This window comes from Bacillus sp. FSL K6-6540, from assembly GCF_038007545.1.
The window spans coordinates 6874683-6893193 of the sequence record NZ_JBBOXH010000001.1 but is presented as its reverse complement, the minus strand read 5'-3'; the positions used below and the strand labels follow the sequence as shown (position 1 = coordinate 6893193).

Genomic DNA, 18511 nt, shown 5'->3' with positions numbered 1-18511 from the left:
TCGAACCCCAAAAGGAGTGTATATCCGAGATGATGACTCTTACTACGCGTTCAGCTGCCGTGCCTCTTAAGCAAGTGAAACTGACCGACCCCTTCTGGTCGAGTTACATAGAACTGGTAAGGGAAGTGGTGATTCCCTACCAATACGAGGCCCTCCATGATCGAATTCCGGGCATTGAGCCGAGCCATGGCGTATCCAATTTTCGCATCGCTGCCGGCAGGGACGAGGGTGAATACGGGGGCATGGTGTTTCAGGACAGCGATGTCGCCAAATGGCTTGAGGCTGCGGCTTATTCGCTGGCCACTCATCGGGATCCGAAGCTGGAAGAACAGGTGGATGAACTGATTGATCTGGTTGCCGACGCCCAGCAGCCGGATGGCTATCTGAATACGTATTTTACGGTGAAGGAGCCGGAGAAACGCTGGACCAATCTGACGGACTGTCATGAGCTGTACTGCGCCGGTCATATGATTGAAGCCGGAGTTGCTCACTACAGGGCGACGGGCAAGCGGAAACTGCTGGACGTGGTGTGCCGCTTGGCGGATCATATCGATACCGTTTTTGGACCCGAAGATGGGAAAATCCATGGGTTTGACGGCCATCAGGAGATTGAGCTGGCCCTGGTGAAATTGTATGAGGTGACTCAAGAGCCGAGATATTTGAGCCTGAGCCAATATTTTATCGATGAGCGCGGGACGGAACCCCACTTCTTCCTTCAGGAGTGGGAACAGCGCGGGAAGAAATCCTTCTATCGCTCGGTGCTGCACGCCCCGCATTTGGCTTATCATCAGAGCCATCTGCCCGTTAGGGAGCAGAAGGAGGCCGTCGGGCACTCGGTCCGGGCCGTATATATGTACACGGCGATGGCGGATCTGGCCGCCAGAACGAAGGACCCGGCTCTGCTTGAGGCTTGCGATACTTTGTGGCGCAACATGGTCCATAAACAGATGTACATTACCGGAGGGATCGGGTCCACTCATCACGGCGAGGCGTTTACGACGGATTATGATCTGCCGAACGATACCGTTTACTCGGAAACCTGCGCATCCATTGGGCTGATCTTTTTTGCCCAGCGCATGCTGCAGCTGTCGCCCAAATCGGAGTATGCGGACGTGATGGAGCGCGCGCTGTTTAACACGGTCATTGGCAGCATGGCTCAGGACGGGCGGCATTTCTTCTATGTAAACCCGCTAGAGGTATGGCCTGCGGCCTGCCGCCATAATCCGGGCAAGGCCCATGTGAAGCCGGTTCGGCCGGGGTGGTTCGCCTGCGCCTGCTGCCCGCCTAACGTGGCAAGGCTTCTGTCATCGCTGGGCGAATACGTGTATACAATGAATGACGATACGCTGTATGCCCATCTGTACATCGGCGGCGAAGCGGAGGTGCGGTTCGGGGACGTGCCTGTGAAGGTAATGCAGAACAGCACGCTGCCTTGGGACGGGGACGTTACGTTTACGCTTCAGCCTGAACAGGCTGTCGAGTGGACGGTGGCGCTTCGCATTCCGGATTGGTCGCGCGGCAAAGCCGGCTTGCGCGTGAACGGGCAAGAAATGAACGTGGAGGATATTACTCAAGACGGCTATGCCTGCGTGAAGAGAGTATGGGCGCCGGGAGACACCGTGGAGTTGGCATTCTCCATGGAGATCCATCAGGTCAGAGCCAATCCGAATATACGGGGGAATGCCGGCAAGGCCGCGATTCAGCGCGGGCCGCTCGTATACTGCCTGGAAAGCGTCGATCATGGAGTGCCTGTATCCTCGCTATCGCTTGCGGGCGATCCGAAGCTTCGTTCGCGATTTGATCCGAATCTACTCGGCGGAGCGGTTGTCATTGAAGGGGAAGGGTGGCGTGAAAAGTCTGACGATTGGGGCGATGAGCAGCTGTATCGTTCTTCTCCCCAAAAGATGCTTCCCGTATCATTGAAGGCCATTCCGTATTATTTATGGGGCAACCGCGGCGAGAATGAAATGGCCGTCTGGGTGCGCGAGCTGCCGCGCACGGTATAAGGATGGGGTACTGGCGGCCCATCCGGATAGAGTAGATTGGAAGCACAGCCGGAAAATGCTGCATATCATACCCGTGATGATGCCAAGCATCATAACATAAAGGGCTTGCCCAAGGTCGATGGACCTCGGGCAAGCCCTTTTTTAGGTGACAAGCAAACGGAGAATGGATCCTGTCCTGCATCGGTTTACAACAGCTTCTTGATATCCTCTTCCATCTTCTCCGGAGTGTCCGTCGGTGCAAAGCGCTTGATCACCTTGCCGCTGCGGTCCACCAGAAATTTGGTGAAGTTCCATTTGATCGCTTTGATGCCCAGTGCGCCGGGGGCTTCGCTGGTCAGATATTTGTAAAGCGGATGAGCGTTCGTGCCGTTCACATCGATCTTGGAAAACAGCGGGAAGGTGACGCCGTGATTAAGCTTGCAGGCCTCTTCGATCGCGGCATCCTCCTCCAGCTCTTGATTCATGAATTGGCTGCTGGGGAAGCCGAGAACGGCCAATCCCTGGTCGCGGTAGGTTTGGTGCAGCTTCTCCAGACCGTCGAATTGAGGGGCAAAGCCGCATTTGGTCGCCGTATTGACGATCAGCATGACGTCCCCTTTATAAGATTCCAGCGTTTGGGATTCGCCGCGTATCGTTTTTACTTCATATTCATAGATCGACATCGCCGTAGAAACCTCCTCCAATGAGATGTATTAAGTTCAGAGTATATCCTTTTACTGCGGATTGCAATTTGATACGGCGACATCCAGGGTTTATGCGAGCGGGTACATGGCCATATATGAATTTCAATACCTGATGCGGAAGTATCAAAAGTAAAATTTTGTATTTTCATCTGGACTTATTTAGGAGATGTATGATAGTAGTAGAATAAGTGCTTTATCGAATGAACCAAGAGGGGTACTACTGAAATCATGTGTGGGAGGACGGTATGAGATTAAAAACGCAAATGCTCAAAACGACGGTGACCAGCCTGCTGGCTTTTATGTTCATCGTCCTCATCGTCCTGGTTCCAAGGGATCTGAATCTGTCGCTGGACAGCAATTTATGGGTGACAAATTATTCCTTTGATCTGGGTGAGTATGTAACGCATATCCGGGATTATTTTGCAGCGGCGATTCAGAACGGTACGCTGGGGGAATCGCGATATAACGGCCAGTCTTCGGAAGCGGCCGCTTTCGGAGCCGTCGGCAAAAGCCTGCTCGTTATTGTATCCGCTTTATTCATAGGATTCGTGTTCGGCATTCTGAAGGGAGTCCTGGACTACAAATTGTCCAAGACCAAATTTAGCGCGCTGGGGCACTGGACGACATGGCTGTTCCAGTCCATTCCGGATTTTTTCCTGATGCTGATCGCCCAGTGGGTGCTCATTAAGCATGTTCCGGCCATCCGTTATTTTGCGGTTGACGGCTGGGAGGCCTTCGTGCTGCCTTCGCTGCTTGTCTCGATTTACCCGATTTTCTTCATTGCCCGAATCACGTCGGCCTCGCTGCTCGCACAGGAAGGCAAGATGTACATACTGCTGGCTAGAGCCAAAGGACTCAGCGACCGAAAGGTTGTCTACAAACATATGCTGCGCAACGGCATCGCGACCATCCTGACCCATCTTCCGGGCCTGCTTGTCTTCATCTTGTCCAACCTGCTCGTGGTGGAATATTACCGCAACTATCCAGGGGCGGCGTGGAGATTGTTTCTGGCACTGGATTTCAATACGTTCAGCGGCACCGGCGGCAATTATGAACCGGGTGTCATTATTTATATCGCATTTTCCTTCATGGTGCTGTTCATGATCGTCCAATGGATTAGTCATTCGGCACGCAAGTACTTTGATCCACGATAAAGATACGAGGTGAGCCGTCTTGAAGAATTTCCCTTTATGGATAGGCAGTATTTTGCTTGCTTTCTTTGTTTTCGTTATGCTGGCGGGGCCTTATATGCCCTTCATTGATAAGGATTTGAAGAAGGAACCCTCCAGATGGGTCATGAAGGACGGGAAGCAGAAGCTGACCCTTCCGCCCTATAAGCCTTCCTCGAAGAATTGGCTTGGATCGGACAAGCGAGGGGTCGATAACCTGAGCAAGCTGGTTGTGACCGCCAAGGATACGATCCTGCTGGTGCTCGCGATTACGGCTGTCCGATATGCGATCGGGGTGCCCCTGGGATTGATTGCCCGCAAGAAAAAGGGGTTCACCCACCGGCTGATCACCTTTTGGAACCAGTTGTGCTCCTATTTGCCGCCGGTCTTTGCATCCGCGCTGCTGCTTGCGCTTCCGTTCTTTCTCTTCTCCCAGCAGCGGATGGGCTGGGCCATTCTGATTCTGGCTAGCGTCGAAGCCGGGCGGGTGGCCATCACGATTCAGCAGCAGGCCCATAAGATGGCAAGCGAGCCCTATATGGAGGCCGGAACCGCTTTAGGTCTTCGCACGAGGACGTTGACGAAGAATTACTATATCCCGGTCATGTTCCCCGAAGTGATCGTCAACTTCTGTTTGGATATGGGAAAGGTCATGCTCCTGCTCGGCCAGCTTGCGATCGTGAACATCTTCCTTGGTCATGAGTGGAAGGAAGTTAATTATTACGTCATGGAATTCGTGGAGACGGGTTATAACTGGGCAACGATTCTGTCCAAGCATCGGGCAGACATCTGGCTTGGGAAGTTCCAATTCGTGGTCTATCCGGCATTTGCCATGATGCTGCTGATCATCACGTTCAACCTGTTAGGCGAGGGTCTGCGCCGCCGTTTTCAGGTCAAGGGCTGAATGTTAACGCAAAAAAACCGGAAGAATGAAAGCTTATGCAGGTGCTTCCCATAAGGAGGCAAGCTTCTGCCGAAGCCGATTTCTTCCGGTCTTTTTATGTCCATGCCGAATGCGGTTTGTCACGCTTCTACGGGGATATCCGGGTGAGCCCATACGGACACGCTGCCGCCGTTCACCGGGAACAGCCCGAAGCCGTCCTCGCCGATCGTTACGCGATCCTTCCGGGTGCGGGTCAGATCCACCCATACCTCTCCGGCGCGATGCTCGCCGACAAACATTCGCTTATCCCCGGCTTCGCCGTTGGCGATGACCACCGCGCAGCCGGAACATTCGATTTCCGGAATGCCGCGGCGGACCCAGCCTATCGTATTCGGGTGGTCAAAATAATCATCCTGCTCGCCGTACGCCCGATTCGCCCTGGCGTAGAGCAGCGGATCAATCGCTTCCCGTTTGCCGGGAATGGGGTTCTCGCCGCCGATTCCGTAATAATCGCCGTAGAAGACCGAAGGATAACCGTCCTTCCGCAGCAGGATCAACGCATAAGCGCTCTGCTTGAACCAATCCTCCACCCAGGATTCCAGCGATTCCTGCGGCTGCGAGTCGTGATTGTCCACAAACGTGACGGCATTCATCGGATGCGATTGCACGAGCGTATCGTCGAAAATCGTCCGTAGATCGAAGGAACGCCCGGCTTTCGAAGCTGCTTGGAGTTTATAGTGAAGAGACACGTCGAACAGATCGATTTTATAATCCACCGTATCCAGGAAATTCCGGCAGTCCTGAAGCTCGGGGTTCCAGAACTCCCCCACGATGTAAAAATCATCGCCGCGCTTTTTTTTCATGGCGGTCGCAAATTCTTTGATGAAATCATGATTGATGTGTTTGATCGCATCCAGCCGGAATCCGCTGCATTGCAGCGTATCCACCAGCCATTTCCCCCATGCAATCATTTCCTTGCGCACATCCGGATGGCTGTAATCAATGTTGGCAAACATCAGGTAGTCGTAATTGCCGAATTCATGGTCCACCTTATCGCTCCACGATTTATTCTCGCCGACGATGCGGTAAATGCCGGAACGTTTGTTGATTTCGTCGTAATCGGTCCCGTTGAAATGAGTGAAATTCCATTGGAAGGCAGAGTATTGGTCCCCCCGGCCGGGGAACGTGAATTTGGTCCATCCCTCGATCTCGAACGGCTTCGATATATCCTTGGTCCGATCCATCTCGTCGACCTGCACCACCCGGAAACGTTCGGTCTCATCGGCGCCCGCCTTATGGTTCATCACCAGATCCACATAGACCGCGATCCCGTTCTTCTGGCAGGCCGCAATGGCATCGATCAATTCCTGCTTGGTTCCGTACTTCGTGCGAACCGTTCCCTTCTGATCGAATTCCCCCAGATCATACAGGTCGTAAACGCCGTAACCATTGTCCTCGGCGGACGATGCCTTTGTCACCGGAGGAATCCAAACCGCGTCGATCCCCGCCTTGCTCAGCTCCGGCGCTGCGTTCTTGAGCCGCTTCCAATGCGATCCGTCGGCGGCCACATGCCATTCGAAGAACTGCATAATCGTATGATTTCGCTGCATACTTCCATCTCCTCTATCCTGATCGCTCTGCATGATGAGTGCATACTAAGCTCAAATACCCAAGAAAGCGGGGGAGCTAAACCGTCCCCCCGAAATGGGCAGATCCCGCCCTTTTAGTTTTGCCCAAAAATGGAAAGAAAAAGACGGGGCCCTTCAGGTTGGCGGGGGCCAGAAACGGCTTCAATCCATCGCCCGGAGGATGGAAAGGGATTGAAGGCTTTCACCGCCAAAAAGCCATCCCCCGCGAGCAGGGAATGGCTTTTCGTTTCGGGCACTGGGCCGGCACCTGATTGCTTATGCCATGGCATAAGTCAGCAGGATCAGCAGCACGGTGGTGATGGCCATGGCCAGCAGCGGCCGCCAGGCGCCGCGTATGTCCTTCAAGTGGACATTCAGGCCAAGTCCCACCATCGCCATGGCAAGGATGAAGGAGGCTGCCTGGGATATCGTATCCTTGATCGGCAGGGGAATGATCGGTTGTCCGGTAAATTCCCAGCTTCCCAGCAAGCTCGCTGCGATGAAGCCAAGCAGAAACCAGGGAAACTCCATCCGCGTTTGGCTCTGCAAACGTCCGGTCCGCTTCATCCAGACCATTAGCACGATGCTGAGCGGCACGAGCAGAAATACGCGGCCAAGCTTGGCAAGCAGACTGATCGCAAGAGCATCTTCGCCTGCCGGAGCGGCTGCGAGTGCCACATGGGCGATCTCATGAAGACTTACGCCCGACCAGATGCCGTATTGGGTATCCGATAAGGGAAGCAGCGGCTGGACGAGGGTATAACCGATCGCGACGATGGTTCCAAGAAAGGCGATAAGCCCTGCTCCAAGCGCGGTGTCCTTTTCCTTGGCTTTCACGATCGGGGACACGGCGGCGATGGCCGCCGCGCCGCATACGCCAGTTCCAATCCCGAGCAGAAGGGATAGGGACATATCGGCCTTCAGCCATTTGGCAATCAGCAGCGTAAGCCCGATCGCAAACACGACGCTGATGACATCTCTCAGCATTAAACCCAAGCCTTGCTGGAATACGACGCCGATATTCAGCTTTAAGCCATATAGAATGATCGCTAGGCGCAGCAGACGCTTGGCCGTGAATTGGATCCCGATGCGCAGTCTCTCCGGGTAACCGCGGAGCTGCCGGTATACAGCGGCGATCAGAATTGCCCAGGCAAGCTGGCCAAGATAGCCAAGGCCCGGCACGCTGGCTAATCCGTAACCGATAAGGGCGATGACAAAGGTAAAGGCTACGCCGCCAGCAGTGGCGGGCAGCGAATGCTGCGTCCATCGAACCAGACGATGGACATGCTCTTGAGATTTGGAATATGCGGGTTCAGCCATAAGACATAACCTCCGATTCGTTCGGTTGGTCTGAACCCATCGTATCCCATTGCTTAGAATAAGAAAAATAAATCATTATGATGATCATCATAAGTAATTTATTATGGTAATATAACGCATAACCAAATATGGATCTGGAACGAAGGGGGCTAAAAGCGTGGATCAAGCACTGGAAGTATTCGTAGCCGTCGTAGACAAGGGGAATTTTACCCGCGCGGCCGAGGAACTGCTTATGACACAGCCGGCGGTAAGCCAGTATATCCAGGCGTTGGAGCGTTCCGTTGGCACCAAGCTGCTGGAGAGAACCAATAAATACGTCCGGCTTACGAAAGCGGGAGAGATCGTATACCATCATGCGAAGGACATTTTGGGCCTGTACACCCGCATGAACGCCCTTGTGGACGATTTGATGCATCGGGCAAGCGGCCATCTGTCCATCGGCTCCAGCTATACCTTCGGGGAGTACATGCTGCCGCATTTGATCGCTTATATGAGGGAGCGTTATCCCTTGATCCGCCCGTCGATTACGATCGGGAACACCAAGGAGGTGGCGGAGATGATATTGCGACATGAGGCGGATATCGGGATCGTCGAGGGCGACTATCAGGATGAGAAGCTGCTTATCGAGGCTTTCGCGGAGGATGAAATGGTGGTGATGGTCCCCCGTGACGGGCGGTACGACCATCTGCAGGAGGTACCGCTGTCCGAGCTGGCGGATGAGACCTGGATTGTCAGGGAAGCCGGTTCGGGCACCCGCGAGGCAACGGAGCGGATGTTCTCCCGGTATCATGTTCATCCTAAGCATATCGTGGAGTTCGGAAGCACCCAGCTGATCAAGGAATCCGTGGAGGCAGGCCTTGGCGTTACGCTGTTGTCGAGGTGGGCGGTGCGCAAAGAGATTCGACTTGGAACGCTGCATATGCTGGTACCGGATGGCAAGCCGGTGGCGCGCCAGTTCTCATGGGTTACGCAGAAAACGCCGTATCACACCAAGGCCGTTGAGATCTTTCTGGAGCTTCTGCGTCAACAGCGCGGGTTTCCTAAGGAAGTGTAGGGGAAGAAGGCGATTTCGAATCGAGTATCAAGGACATCCCGCTTAGGGATGTTTTTTTGTCCGGTCATGATTATAAATGCAATTGTTGGTTAAAAATAGTTACCATAATCTATTGAATAAACCATATAAGAAATGACGTGAAAAAAAGGGCGTAAGGAGGGTTAAACGATGAGAACATTTAATACCATCGCATTGCTGTTATTGATTATCGGAGGCATCAACTGGCTGCTCGTGGGTCTGTTTCAATACGACCTGGTCGCTGCATTGTTTGGTGGGCAGAGCTCTGTAGGCTCCCGCATCATCTATACGATTGTCGGACTGTGTGCACTGTACTCGATCCGCTTCTTCGGTGACGTTACGAATGACGACCGTTCAACAGCTAAGTAGGTTATATTTAATGACATAAACATAACGCGAATGACAAGAAATGCCTGGGTTTGCATAAGCCAAAAAGCCGGTCCCCATTGGGGACCGGCTTTTTTTAATGTCCAAAACTTTGAAACTGTCCGTGTGGCGGCATGCTTATGTGAGGTGCAAATTCAACATATGCAGTATGAATTTTCCAGTATAAATAAGGGTTTTCGTGCTCTATAGTTATAGATAAAAACGACATATTTACGGGATCCGGAAGGAACCCATAGAATGAAGCCAAGTCATTGCAGCGCAAGAAGATGAAGTCAACTGCATGTTATATAAATTAACGTGTGGCTCATCTATCATCAGCTTTTCTAAGACATGATGAAGGGAGTGAATCTGCTGCAGCTCGTGCTAGCTCAGTCCCGCTTAAGAACGCAATGCTTTGTACAAGGCATCCACCAGGCTGTGCGTCGCATCGCAGCTGTATTCCCAGAACATGATGCCGGCCAGCCCCTGCTCCTGTATGTATTTGCATTTATGGGTCAGGGATTCGGCGTCATCGTATGTGATGAAGCTGCTGCCGTCGAATAAATAAGGCGCTTTGGCTTCGTCGTCCCAGTACCTCTTATAGGAAGGATTGCTAAAATACTCGGCAGCGAGCTGGGTATAGGTCGGGCCGTAACCTCCGGGGGAGGGAGCGACCTGGAGGTATCCGTTGTTCACGTCCGGCACATCGTTCCACTTCCTGGAGTAGAATGCGGCCCCGATCACGATTTTTTCGTGCGGCACACCGGCTAGGGTAAACAGACGGACGGATGCGTCGACGCTGATTCGGAACAGATCGCCGGTGGAGGTGTACAGGTTGGTATGGTGGCCCGTCAGCGTCTGGAATCCGCCGCGCATGTCGTACGTCATCAGCTGAATGAAGTCGAGATAGGGGTGGATGTCATTGATTTCGGTGCCGTCGATATAATATTGATCGGCTCCGGCCGCGATGGTCAACAGATAGTGTGTCTTGCCCCGCCCGTACTGATCCAGCGATTCCCGGAGCTCCTTCAGCAGCAGCGTAAAGTTCTCCTTGTCGTTTGGCGATGCCGCCGTTCCGGCGATCGAGTAGCATGGATACTCCCAGTCCAGGTCAATGCCGTCGAAGGGAAACTCTTGCAGCAGCTTGATCGCCGATTCGCACACGCTTTGTCTACCTTCGGACGTGGCTGCCGCTTTCGAGAATCCGTCGGAGCCCCAGCCGCCAACGGACAACAGTATGGTTAATTCGGGATTGACGGCTTTCAAGCGTTGGATCTCGTGAATGGTGTTCGTGTCGGTATACGTAATCTTGTCTTCTTGGATATGGGCAAAAGCGATGTTCAAATGAGTGAGCCGCCGGGCATCTTCGGCCGTGATCTCGGATAAGACTTTGCGCCCTGCGTAGCCGGCTAAAATCCAGGATGATGGCTGCATGCGTAATACCTCATTTCTTTTAGAATATGTCAGTTTTGCTTTTACGGTTTATTTTTCCAACTTACGGTCAGATATGACATCTGTCAAGGATCATCCCGTTAACGAAGATGACAATTTATCGTAGGGGGAGGGGTCAAAAACCACATGTTTTCCTGCCCGAAAACGACAATGACAAGACTGGGAAGGACGTGAAAAGCCCGTCATACCAATGGATGGAGCCGTTACAACCGGACAATTGAAAATGACATATTTACGGATGATGCCGCGATCCATACACTTGGGATGTAAGCGTTAACAATTCTGAGGCTGGCGAAAGCCGCACGCTAAGGAGTGGTCAGGAAGGCTCTTTCTTATCCATTGAACAGGGGTGCTTTTCCGAAAAAAATGGCCGGATTTTTCATTAGAGAAGGAGGGAGAAACCGATGCAGCAAAGTGGTAAGTCCGCCCTGTCGCCAAACTTATCGGTGAATACGATTCCGAATCGTAAAAAAAATACATTATGGAGGAGGATGATTCGAAACTGGGAGCTGTATTTGTTTATCGCTCCGGCATTTCTGTATTTTGTCATTTTCCATTATGGCCCGATGTACGGGATCCAAATCGCCTTCAAAAACTTCATCCCGACGCTGGGAATAACGGGAAGTCCGTGGGTCGGATTCGACCATTTCGAACGCTTCTTTAACTCTTATTACTTCTGGGACTTGCTCTGGAATACCTTGAGCATCAGCTTGTATGAGCTGGCCATAGGGTTTCCGCTGCCCATCATTCTGGCATTGGCCTTCAATGAAGTGAAGGATTCATTCTTCAAGCGTACGGTACAGACCGTCACGTATGCGCCGCATTTTATTTCAGTCGTTGTTATGTCCGGTATGATCATTACCTTCTTGTCGCCTTCGTCCGGCATGATCGTAAATTTTGTGGAAATGCTGGGCTTTCAGCCGCCGCAATTCTTGACGGACCCTGCCTGGTTTAAGACCGTATACGTGTTGTCCGGCGTATGGCAGAGTGCGGGCTGGGGTACCATCATCTATCTGGCCGCATTATCGGGTGTCGATCCGCAGCTGCACGAGGCAGCCGTCGTGGACGGTGCGAGCAGGTTCAAGCGCATTCTGCACATCAATATTCCGGCGATCGTACCTACGATCACCATCCTGTTGATCCTGAACATGGGCAGCATTTTGGGCGTCGGATTCGAGAAAATCCTGCTCCTGCAGAACCCGCTGAATATGAGCTCTTCCGATGTCATCTCGACTTTCGTTTATCGCTCTGGTCTGGTTGACGCACAGTACAGCTTCTCTACCGCTGTCGGATTGTTCAATTCGGTCATTAATGCGATTCTGCTGATAGCGGTGAACCAAATCGCTCGTCGCACCAGCGAAAACAGCCTGTGGTAGAAGGGGGAATAACATATGTCATCCACGGTAAGGGAAAGCAAGGGGGATAAATTATTCCTGCTATGCAACTACATCTATTTGACGATTGCACTGATCATCGTACTGTACCCGCTGCTGTACATTGTCAGCGCCTCTATCAGTGATCCGAAGTACGTAAGCTCAGGTGAAATGTGGCTGATTCCGAAAGGGATAACTTTTGATGGATATGCCAGGGTGTTCGAGAATGCCAACATTTGGATTGGCTATAAGAACACGATTATTTATACAGTGATAGGTACGATCGTGAATCTGATTGTCACGCTGCCTGCAGCCTATGCGCTCAGTCGCTCGGATTTTGTGGGCAGAGGATTTTTTATGGCGGTGTTCCTGGTTACGATGTTTTTCGGTGGGGGACTGATTCCGAGTTACCTGCTCGTTAAAGATCTTGGCATGGTCAACAGCATGTGGGCTCTTATACTGCCGGGAGCTGCGTCCATATGGAATATAATTGTGTCCCGGACGTTCTTCCAATCGACCATTCCGAAGGAGCTTCAGGAAGCGGCCCATATCGACGGCTGTACGAACTTCCGGTTATTCGTCAAAATCGTATTGCCGCTCTCGATGCCGATTATTGCCGTCATGGCACTTTTCTACGGCGTCGGACATTGGAACAGTTACTTCAGTGCCATGATTTATCTGAACGATGCGGCGAAGTATCCGCTGCAGCTCTTCCTGCGTCAAATCCTGGTGCTTCAGGAGATGGCGGCACAGGGCGGAGGGGCGATTGACGCCTCATCCGCAGCAGCGATGAATTCCAAAGCGGAAATTGCCGCACTGGTCAAATATGCGGTCATTATCGTTGCGACACTTCCGGTTATTGCTGTTTATCCGTTCCTTCAGCGTTACTTTGTGCAGGGTGTTATGATTGGTTCCGTTAAGGGCTGATCTTAAACCATACAATCCACACCAAAAAAGGGGAGTTGTTGTCATGAAAAAGCTTCGCAAGGCATCATCTATTTTACTCTGCCTCACCCTCTCAGCAACAATGCTTGCAGCCTGTGGTTCACCTAAAGGAGATGGCGCTGCTACAGCACCGTCCGGGACAGCCAGCACGGAAGGGGTAAAGAAGGAAGGTTTCCCGATTGTGGATGAGCCGATCACTCTGACGGTCATGTCACAGGATGCCGGTGTAGCCGATTGGAATACGATGCCCGTACTACAAGAGATGGAGAAATTGTCAGGCATCAAGCTGGAATATCAGCTTTCTCCGATTGACAGCTTTGAAACGAAGAAAAATCTGGTGTTTGCGAGCGGAGATTTGCCCGATATGTTCTATGCGGCGGATCTGAAGCCGGCTGAGCAGGTAACTTACGGCAGCCAAGGTATCCTCATTCCGCTGGAGAAGTACATTGACGAAGGCTATGCACCGAACATCAAAAAGATTTTTGACGAAAACCCGGATGTCCGCAAATCCTTCACGACCCCGGACGGACATATCTACGCCCTGCCGTTCGTTGACAAGGCTGCCGTATGGTACAGAGGCCCGATGTGGTACAACGGCAAGTTCCTAAAAGCGCTAAACGTGTCCGAGCCAAAGACTACTGAGGAATTATATACATTCTTGAAACGCGTCAAGGAAGAAGATCCTAACGGAAACGGAAAGAAAGACGAGATTCCGCTGACTTCCGTCAAGCTCGATGACCTGCGTATGTACTTCTTCGGCTTCTGGGGCATGTACAACGAAGGAATCTATTCCGACAAGGATGGGAAAGTACACTACCCTTATCAGGAAGAAGGCTACAAAGGCTATCTGACGTTCATGAACCGTCTGTGGAAGGAAGAACTGCTGGATCATGAAACCTTCTCGCAAACAGGCGATCAGAAAAAAGCCAAGGGAGAAAACAATCAGCTGGCTCTGTTTAACGACTACCATGCGTACTTCACGCTCGGCGGCGAGCCTAGCAGCGAGCATCCGCTCATGACGCCGGTGAAGAGTGAAATCGCCGACTCTCCGGTATACGGCATGCACCCTGGTATGTCGGCAAGAGGCACATTCGCCATTTCGAGCAGCAACCCGGCTCCGGAAGCGACCATGCGCTGGATCGATTACCTGTACAGCTATGAGGGCGCCACGCTGTTTAACCAAGGACCGGAAGGCACCCTGTGGAAATTCAAGGATGAGGCAAACCGCGTGAAAGAATGGCTCCCAGTGCCGGGCGGCGGCGATCGTGAGGAGTATCGCGGCAAAATCACGCCGAACTACGGTATTTTGACACCTGGCGTCAATGATCCGGATGTTGCGAAAGGTCTACGCACCGAATTCGATGAGTGGATCGATCAGCAGAATCAAGAGAAACTGGTGCCGATCGGCAAATCGCCGTTCCCTAACGTCTACTTGACGAATGAGGAGCAGAGTGAAGCAACTGCGCTGTTGTCCGATTTGGAAACGTACGTGAAACAGATGGAAGCCAAATTCGTAACAGGCCAAGAGCCGCTTGAGAATTGGGATAAATACGTCGCGCAAGTCAAGAAAATGGGCAGCGACCGTCTCGTCGAGCTTTACCAAGGCGCATATGATCGCTGGAACGCTGAGCAATAATCAGATGCATATATGAAAAACAAAGAGCCAACGTATCCCGGTCGCTTCATGACCGGGGGTTGGCTATTGTTTTTAAAGGGCAGGCAAAGCCCTTTCTAATGATCTTCAAAGATATCGTTATCACAAATGACTATTGGAGGTACACCATGTCGGAGAACAAGCTGGTTGAGGAAGAGCAAGCGGTAGTGGAGCAGGGCGTGCACAATTTCAGCAGTGAGGACAAATGGGTCAAGCCGGAGGATCCGCTGCTTCTGGAGCGATTGGAATGGTTCAAGGACCAGAAGCTGGGCCTGATGATGCACTGGGGGCCGTATTCCCAGCTGGGCCTTGTTGAATCGTGGGCGCTGAGCGATAAAGACGCGGACTGGTCACGTGACGGCATTGACTGGGACATCGATGCGGAGGAGCTTAAACGGCAGTATTTCGATTTGAACAAGACGTTCAACCCGCTTCGCTTTCAGCCTGATCTGTGGGCTGACCTGGCAGCCGATAACGGCTTCAAATATTTGAACTTTACCACCAAGCATCATGACGGATTCTGCATGTGGGATACGCATACGACCGATTATCGCGTTACGGGACCGGAATGTCCGTTCCATAGGCATAAACACGCCGATATCACGAAGGAGCTGTTCGATGCCTTCCGTGCCAAGGGGCTCGGCATCTCCGCCTATTTCTCCAAGGCCGATTGGCATACCCCATACTACTGGGCGCCGGGAATGGAAGCGGGGAGCTTCACTTCTCGCGGCCCAAGCTACGATCCGAAGAAATATCCTTGGCTGTGGGAACAGTTCGTCCAGTTTACCCATGAGCAGATCATGGAACTGATGACCCGTTACGGCCGCATCGATGTGCTGTGGCTGGATGCAGGCTGGGTGAACGATTACCGGGACCAGAATATCCGATTGGGCGAAGTGGTAGAGAAGGCGCGTGAGATTCAGCCTTGGCTTCTTTCGGCGGACCGCACGGTCGGCGGGCCTTACGAGAATCTGATCACGCCGGAGCAGACCCTTCCTGAGCGTGCCCTTCATGTGCCTTGGGAGAGCTGCATCACGATGGGAACCTCCTTCTCCTTCCGCTACGAGGATCGTTACAAAACGGTGCGCCAGCTTATTCACCTGCTGGCCGAAATCGTGGCCAAAGGCGGAAATCTAGCGCTCAATGTGGGCCCGCAGCCGGACGGAAGGCTGCCCGAGACGGCCATTTCACGAATGAAGGGTATGGGAGAGTGGCTGAAAGTCTACGGAGAGGCCATCTATGGGACTCGTGTCTGTGAGCCGTATTCCTCCGGCGCGGTCCAGTTTACCCAAAAAGGCGATACGACCTACGCCATCTATCTGTATCGAAATGAGCAAGAAGCCGTTCCTGAGGAGCTGTTCATTCCGATTCAGACGGCGTTCGGCCGCATAGATCTGGTCGGGGGTCAGGAGGCGCTGGATTATCGCCGCACGGACGATGGCGTCGCGGTCCGACTTCCGGATCAGGAGCGTCAGGGGCTGGCGCCGATCGCGCATGTATTGCGGTTTCGTTAAGAGGCGGGCTGCATAAACGATTTCTCTAATGTTATAACGACTTCAAGAAGAGGTGTGGACAGATATGCAGAAATGGTTCGAAGAAGCCAAGCTGGGGATCTTCATTCACTACGGCATCTATGCCGTGGACGGGGTCTCGGAATCCTGGTCCTTCTATAACGGGAGGATCACGTACGACGAGTACATGAAGCAGCTGGACGGCTTTACGGCGTCGAAATTCAATGCGGAGAAATGGGCGGACTTGATCGAGAAGTCCGGTGCCCGGTATGCCGTGCTGACCACGAAGCACCATGACGGCGTTGCCCTGTGGGATACGCAGTACAGCGATCTCAACGTGGTCAAGCGGACGCCGGCCAATCGGGACATCGTGCGGGAGTATGCGGAAGCGATCAGGGAGAAGGGGATTCACCTGGGCATGTATTTCTCTCTGATCGATTGGTCGCATCCGGATTATCCGAGCGTGTTCGAAGGAGGCAGGGTACCGGAGGATCTCAGCGGCGTCAACCCGCACACCAGCCCCGTGGACGGCGTTCAGGATCAGGAGAAGTGGCAGAAATTCCTGGAGTTCAACAACAAACAGCTGCGGGAGATCCTGACGAATTACGGGAAGGTGGATCTGCTGTGGTTCGACGGCGATTGGGAACGCAGCGCCGAGCAGTGGAATCTGCCGGAGTTCAAGCATTATCTGCAATCCTTCAATCCGGATATCATCATCAACTCGCGGCTTCAGGGCCACGGCGATTATAAAACGCCTGAGCAGGGCATTCCGATCACGAGACCGGAGGGACCGTGGGAATTCTGCACCACGATCAACACCTCATGGGGCTACGTGCCTACAGACCATAAATACAAATCATTGAACCAGATCATTCGGATGTTCTGCGACTGCATCTCCATGGGGGGCAATATGCTCTTGGATATCGGTCCCCGCGAGGACGGCACCATCGATCCTAGGCAGGAGGACATTCTGCTTGGGCTGGGAGCTTGGATCCGAACTCATGAGGAGGCCGTATTCGGAACGGGCGAAGGCATTATGACCCGCTATTATCTGGGAGGAAGCACGATCTCCGAGGATCGAAAGACATTGTATTTATTTGTCTATGACGACCCGAAGGAGAATGTGTGCATCAAGGGACTGTGCAATCCGATCAAGAAAATTACCGTGCTGCACTCGGGCAAAGAGCTTGAACATGAAATCCATGGAGGCGTGCCTTGGTTCAACATCCCGGGGACGACGTGGATCAAAATGACGCCGGAAGATACGCATGAGCAGGTGACGGTCCTTAAGCTGGAGTTTGACGAAGAGCTGGAGATGTATGGCGGCTCGGGAGCCGTCGTCACCCATAACTAACCATATCACGGGGAGACAAACGCTTGATAGGCGCTTAGCCTCCCTCACGAAGCGGAGAGAATGACATGAACAGAAGTGGAGTGCCGGAGCCGAGGATAGAGTATGCTCCCAAGCATTACATATGCAGGCGTGCGGGACAGCCGCTCGTGCTGGACGGCCGCGTGGACAAGGCTTTTTGGGATGCGGCGGAATGGACCGACGATTTCGTTGATATCGAAGGGGATCTTCGCCCGAAGCCGGCCAAACGGACCCGGGTCAAAATGCTGTGGGATGACGACTATTTTTATTTTCTCGCCGAACTGATCGAGGATCAGATTTGGGCGACCTTGACGGAACGCGATTCGGTTATTTTCTATGATAATGACTTTGAAATATTCATTGATCCGGACGGGGACAGCCATCAATATTACGAATTCGAGATCAATGCACTGAATACGGTATGGGATCTGCTGCTGGTGAAACCGTACCGGGATGGCGGGCCGCCGGTCAACGGCTGGGATATCAGCGGTCTCAAGACGGCGGTGTTTATCGATGGGGAGCTGAACCGACCTGGCGCCGATAACCGGAAATGGAGCGTGGAGGTGGCGATTCCTTGGGCCAGTCTGAAGGAATGCGCCGAAGACGGCCGCCCGCCGTTGCCGGGCGAGTTCTGGCGCGTCAACTTCTCGCGCGTCGAATGGCAGACCGAAGTGCAAGATGGGGAGTATCGCAAGGTGGTGAATCCGGAGACAGGCAAGCCTTTCCCCGAGGACAACTGGGTATGGTCGCCCATGGGCATCATCAATATGCATTACCCGGAGCTGTGGGGTTATGTCGTATTCGCCGACGGCGAGGAGGGGCATCAAGCGTTCACGCTTCCGGAAGACGAGCGGATCAAATGGGAGCTGCGCAGGCTCTATTACCGGCAGCGTAATCACTATGAAGCCCACGGTGAATTTGCGCGGGAAATGAAGGAGCTCATGGGCGAGGATTCGTGGAGCATCCAACCCGTGATTGAAACGACCCGCAGCCTGTTCCAGATGAGCGCGCCTTCTTCCGACGGCACGGCTCTGATCTGCATTCGGGAAGACGGAAAGCTATGGAGGGAGTGAGCGG

Annotated in this window: 15 protein-coding genes; 11 read left to right on the top strand and 4 right to left on the bottom strand. The window is 52.9% G+C overall.

Features of this window, described 5'->3' with window-relative positions; genetic code table 11:
- Positions 1-29 precede the first annotated feature (29 nt).
- On the top strand, positions 30-2006 hold the full coding sequence (locus MHH82_RS31050; RefSeq protein ID WP_015737879.1) for a glycoside hydrolase family 127 protein: 1977 nt from the start codon (positions 30-32) through the stop codon (positions 2004-2006).
- Between the two features lie 185 nt (positions 2007-2191).
- Here MHH82_RS31050 and MHH82_RS31045 read toward each other — a convergent pair whose 3' ends face one another.
- Positions 2192-2668 (bottom strand): glutathione peroxidase, encoded by a 477-nt coding sequence (locus MHH82_RS31045; protein WP_009592987.1) that lies wholly within the window; start codon positions 2666-2668, stop codon positions 2192-2194.
- Between the two features lie 266 nt (positions 2669-2934).
- Here MHH82_RS31045 and MHH82_RS31040 point away from each other — a divergent pair, with 266 nt between their 5' ends.
- Together MHH82_RS31040 and MHH82_RS31035 are read left to right on the top strand one after the other, a co-directional pair.
- Positions 2935-3843 carry an ABC transporter permease subunit gene (locus tag MHH82_RS31040; protein ID WP_036659323.1) on the top strand — a complete coding sequence of 303 codons (909 nt, stop codon included), beginning with the start codon at positions 2935-2937 and terminating at the stop codon, positions 3841-3843.
- 19 nt (positions 3844-3862) lie between these two features.
- Entirely contained in the window at positions 3863-4762 is a 900-nt protein-coding gene (locus MHH82_RS31035) for an ABC transporter permease subunit (protein ID WP_015737878.1), read from the top strand.
- Between the two features lie 119 nt (positions 4763-4881).
- Here the strand turns inward: MHH82_RS31035 and MHH82_RS31030 are convergent, their stop codons facing one another.
- Positions 4882-6351: an alpha-amylase gene (locus MHH82_RS31030; RefSeq protein ID WP_036659320.1), complete on the bottom strand. Its 1470-nt coding sequence runs from the start codon at positions 6349-6351 to the stop codon at positions 4882-4884.
- 294 nt (positions 6352-6645) lie between these two features.
- Entirely contained in the window at positions 6646-7689 is a 1044-nt protein-coding gene (locus MHH82_RS31025; RefSeq protein WP_096775758.1) for a YeiH family protein, read from the bottom strand.
- 157 nt (positions 7690-7846) lie between these two features.
- On the opposite strand from MHH82_RS31025, the gene MHH82_RS31020 reads away from it, so the two are divergent.
- Together MHH82_RS31020 and MHH82_RS31015 are read left to right on the top strand one after the other, a co-directional pair.
- Complete coding sequence (locus MHH82_RS31020; protein WP_036659317.1) at positions 7847-8743, top strand: LysR family transcriptional regulator; 897 nt, start codon at positions 7847-7849, stop codon at positions 8741-8743.
- Between the two features lie 168 nt (positions 8744-8911).
- Complete coding sequence (locus MHH82_RS31015; RefSeq protein ID WP_009593023.1) at positions 8912-9130, top strand: DUF378 domain-containing protein; 219 nt, start codon at positions 8912-8914, stop codon at positions 9128-9130.
- Between the two features lie 396 nt (positions 9131-9526).
- On the opposite strand, the gene MHH82_RS31010 is transcribed toward MHH82_RS31015, so the two are convergent.
- A complete protein-coding gene (locus tag MHH82_RS31010) occupies positions 9527-10561 on the bottom strand; it encodes a glycoside hydrolase family 18 protein (protein ID WP_015737874.1) in 1035 nt (344 codons plus the stop codon).
- Positions 10562-10983: 422 nt separating this feature from the next.
- On the opposite strand from MHH82_RS31010, the gene MHH82_RS31005 reads away from it, so the two are divergent.
- From MHH82_RS31005 to MHH82_RS30980, 6 genes are all read left to right on the top strand, one after another.
- Positions 10984-11955: an ABC transporter permease gene (locus tag MHH82_RS31005; protein ID WP_009593016.1), complete on the top strand. Its 972-nt coding sequence runs from the start codon at positions 10984-10986 to the stop codon at positions 11953-11955.
- Between the two features lie 15 nt (positions 11956-11970).
- Positions 11971-12879 (top strand): carbohydrate ABC transporter permease, encoded by a 909-nt coding sequence (locus MHH82_RS31000; RefSeq protein WP_015737872.1) that lies wholly within the window; start codon positions 11971-11973, stop codon positions 12877-12879.
- Positions 12880-12922: 43 nt separating this feature from the next.
- Positions 12923-14533 (top strand): extracellular solute-binding protein, encoded by a 1611-nt coding sequence (locus MHH82_RS30995; protein WP_015737871.1) that lies wholly within the window; start codon positions 12923-12925, stop codon positions 14531-14533.
- A gap of 146 nt (positions 14534-14679) precedes the next feature.
- A complete protein-coding gene (locus MHH82_RS30990) occupies positions 14680-16065 on the top strand; it encodes an alpha-L-fucosidase (protein ID WP_340969353.1) in 1386 nt (461 codons plus the stop codon).
- Between the two features lie 64 nt (positions 16066-16129).
- Positions 16130-17416 carry an alpha-L-fucosidase gene (locus tag MHH82_RS30985; RefSeq protein ID WP_340969351.1) on the top strand — a complete coding sequence of 429 codons (1287 nt, stop codon included), beginning with the start codon at positions 16130-16132 and terminating at the stop codon, positions 17414-17416.
- 65 nt (positions 17417-17481) lie between these two features.
- On the top strand, positions 17482-18507 hold the full coding sequence (locus MHH82_RS30980; RefSeq protein ID WP_340969349.1) for a carbohydrate-binding family 9-like protein: 1026 nt from the start codon (positions 17482-17484) through the stop codon (positions 18505-18507).
- Positions 18508-18511: the final 4 nt, after the last annotated feature.

What these genes read in the sequence shown, in the direction of transcription:
- MHH82_RS31050 (WP_015737879.1), top strand. Translation starts at nt 30, where the DNA reads ATGATGACTCTTACTACGCGTTCAGCTGCCGTGCCTCTTAAGCAAGTG.
- MHH82_RS31045 (WP_009592987.1), bottom strand. Translation starts at nt 2,668, where the DNA reads ATGTCGATCTATGAATATGAAGTAAAAACGATACGCGGCGAATCCCAA.
- MHH82_RS31040 (WP_036659323.1), top strand. Translation starts at nt 2,935, where the DNA reads ATGAGATTAAAAACGCAAATGCTCAAAACGACGGTGACCAGCCTGCTG.
- MHH82_RS31030 (WP_036659320.1), bottom strand. Translation starts at nt 6,351, where the DNA reads ATGCAGCGAAATCATACGATTATGCAGTTCTTCGAATGGCATGTGGCC.
- MHH82_RS31025 (WP_096775758.1), bottom strand. Translation starts at nt 7,689, where the DNA reads ATGGCTGAACCCGCATATTCCAAATCTCAAGAGCATGTCCATCGTCTG.
- MHH82_RS31015 (WP_009593023.1), top strand. Translation starts at nt 8,912, where the DNA reads ATGAGAACATTTAATACCATCGCATTGCTGTTATTGATTATCGGAGGC.
- MHH82_RS31010 (WP_015737874.1), bottom strand. Translation starts at nt 10,561, where the DNA reads ATGCAGCCATCATCCTGGATTTTAGCCGGCTACGCAGGGCGCAAAGTC.
- MHH82_RS31005 (WP_009593016.1), top strand. Translation starts at nt 10,984, where the DNA reads ATGCAGCAAAGTGGTAAGTCCGCCCTGTCGCCAAACTTATCGGTGAAT.
- MHH82_RS31000 (WP_015737872.1), top strand. Translation starts at nt 11,971, where the DNA reads ATGTCATCCACGGTAAGGGAAAGCAAGGGGGATAAATTATTCCTGCTA.
- MHH82_RS30995 (WP_015737871.1), top strand. Translation starts at nt 12,923, where the DNA reads ATGAAAAAGCTTCGCAAGGCATCATCTATTTTACTCTGCCTCACCCTC.
- MHH82_RS30990 (WP_340969353.1), top strand. Translation starts at nt 14,680, where the DNA reads ATGTCGGAGAACAAGCTGGTTGAGGAAGAGCAAGCGGTAGTGGAGCAG.
- MHH82_RS30985 (WP_340969351.1), top strand. Translation starts at nt 16,130, where the DNA reads ATGCAGAAATGGTTCGAAGAAGCCAAGCTGGGGATCTTCATTCACTAC.
- MHH82_RS30980 (WP_340969349.1), top strand. Translation starts at nt 17,482, where the DNA reads ATGAACAGAAGTGGAGTGCCGGAGCCGAGGATAGAGTATGCTCCCAAG.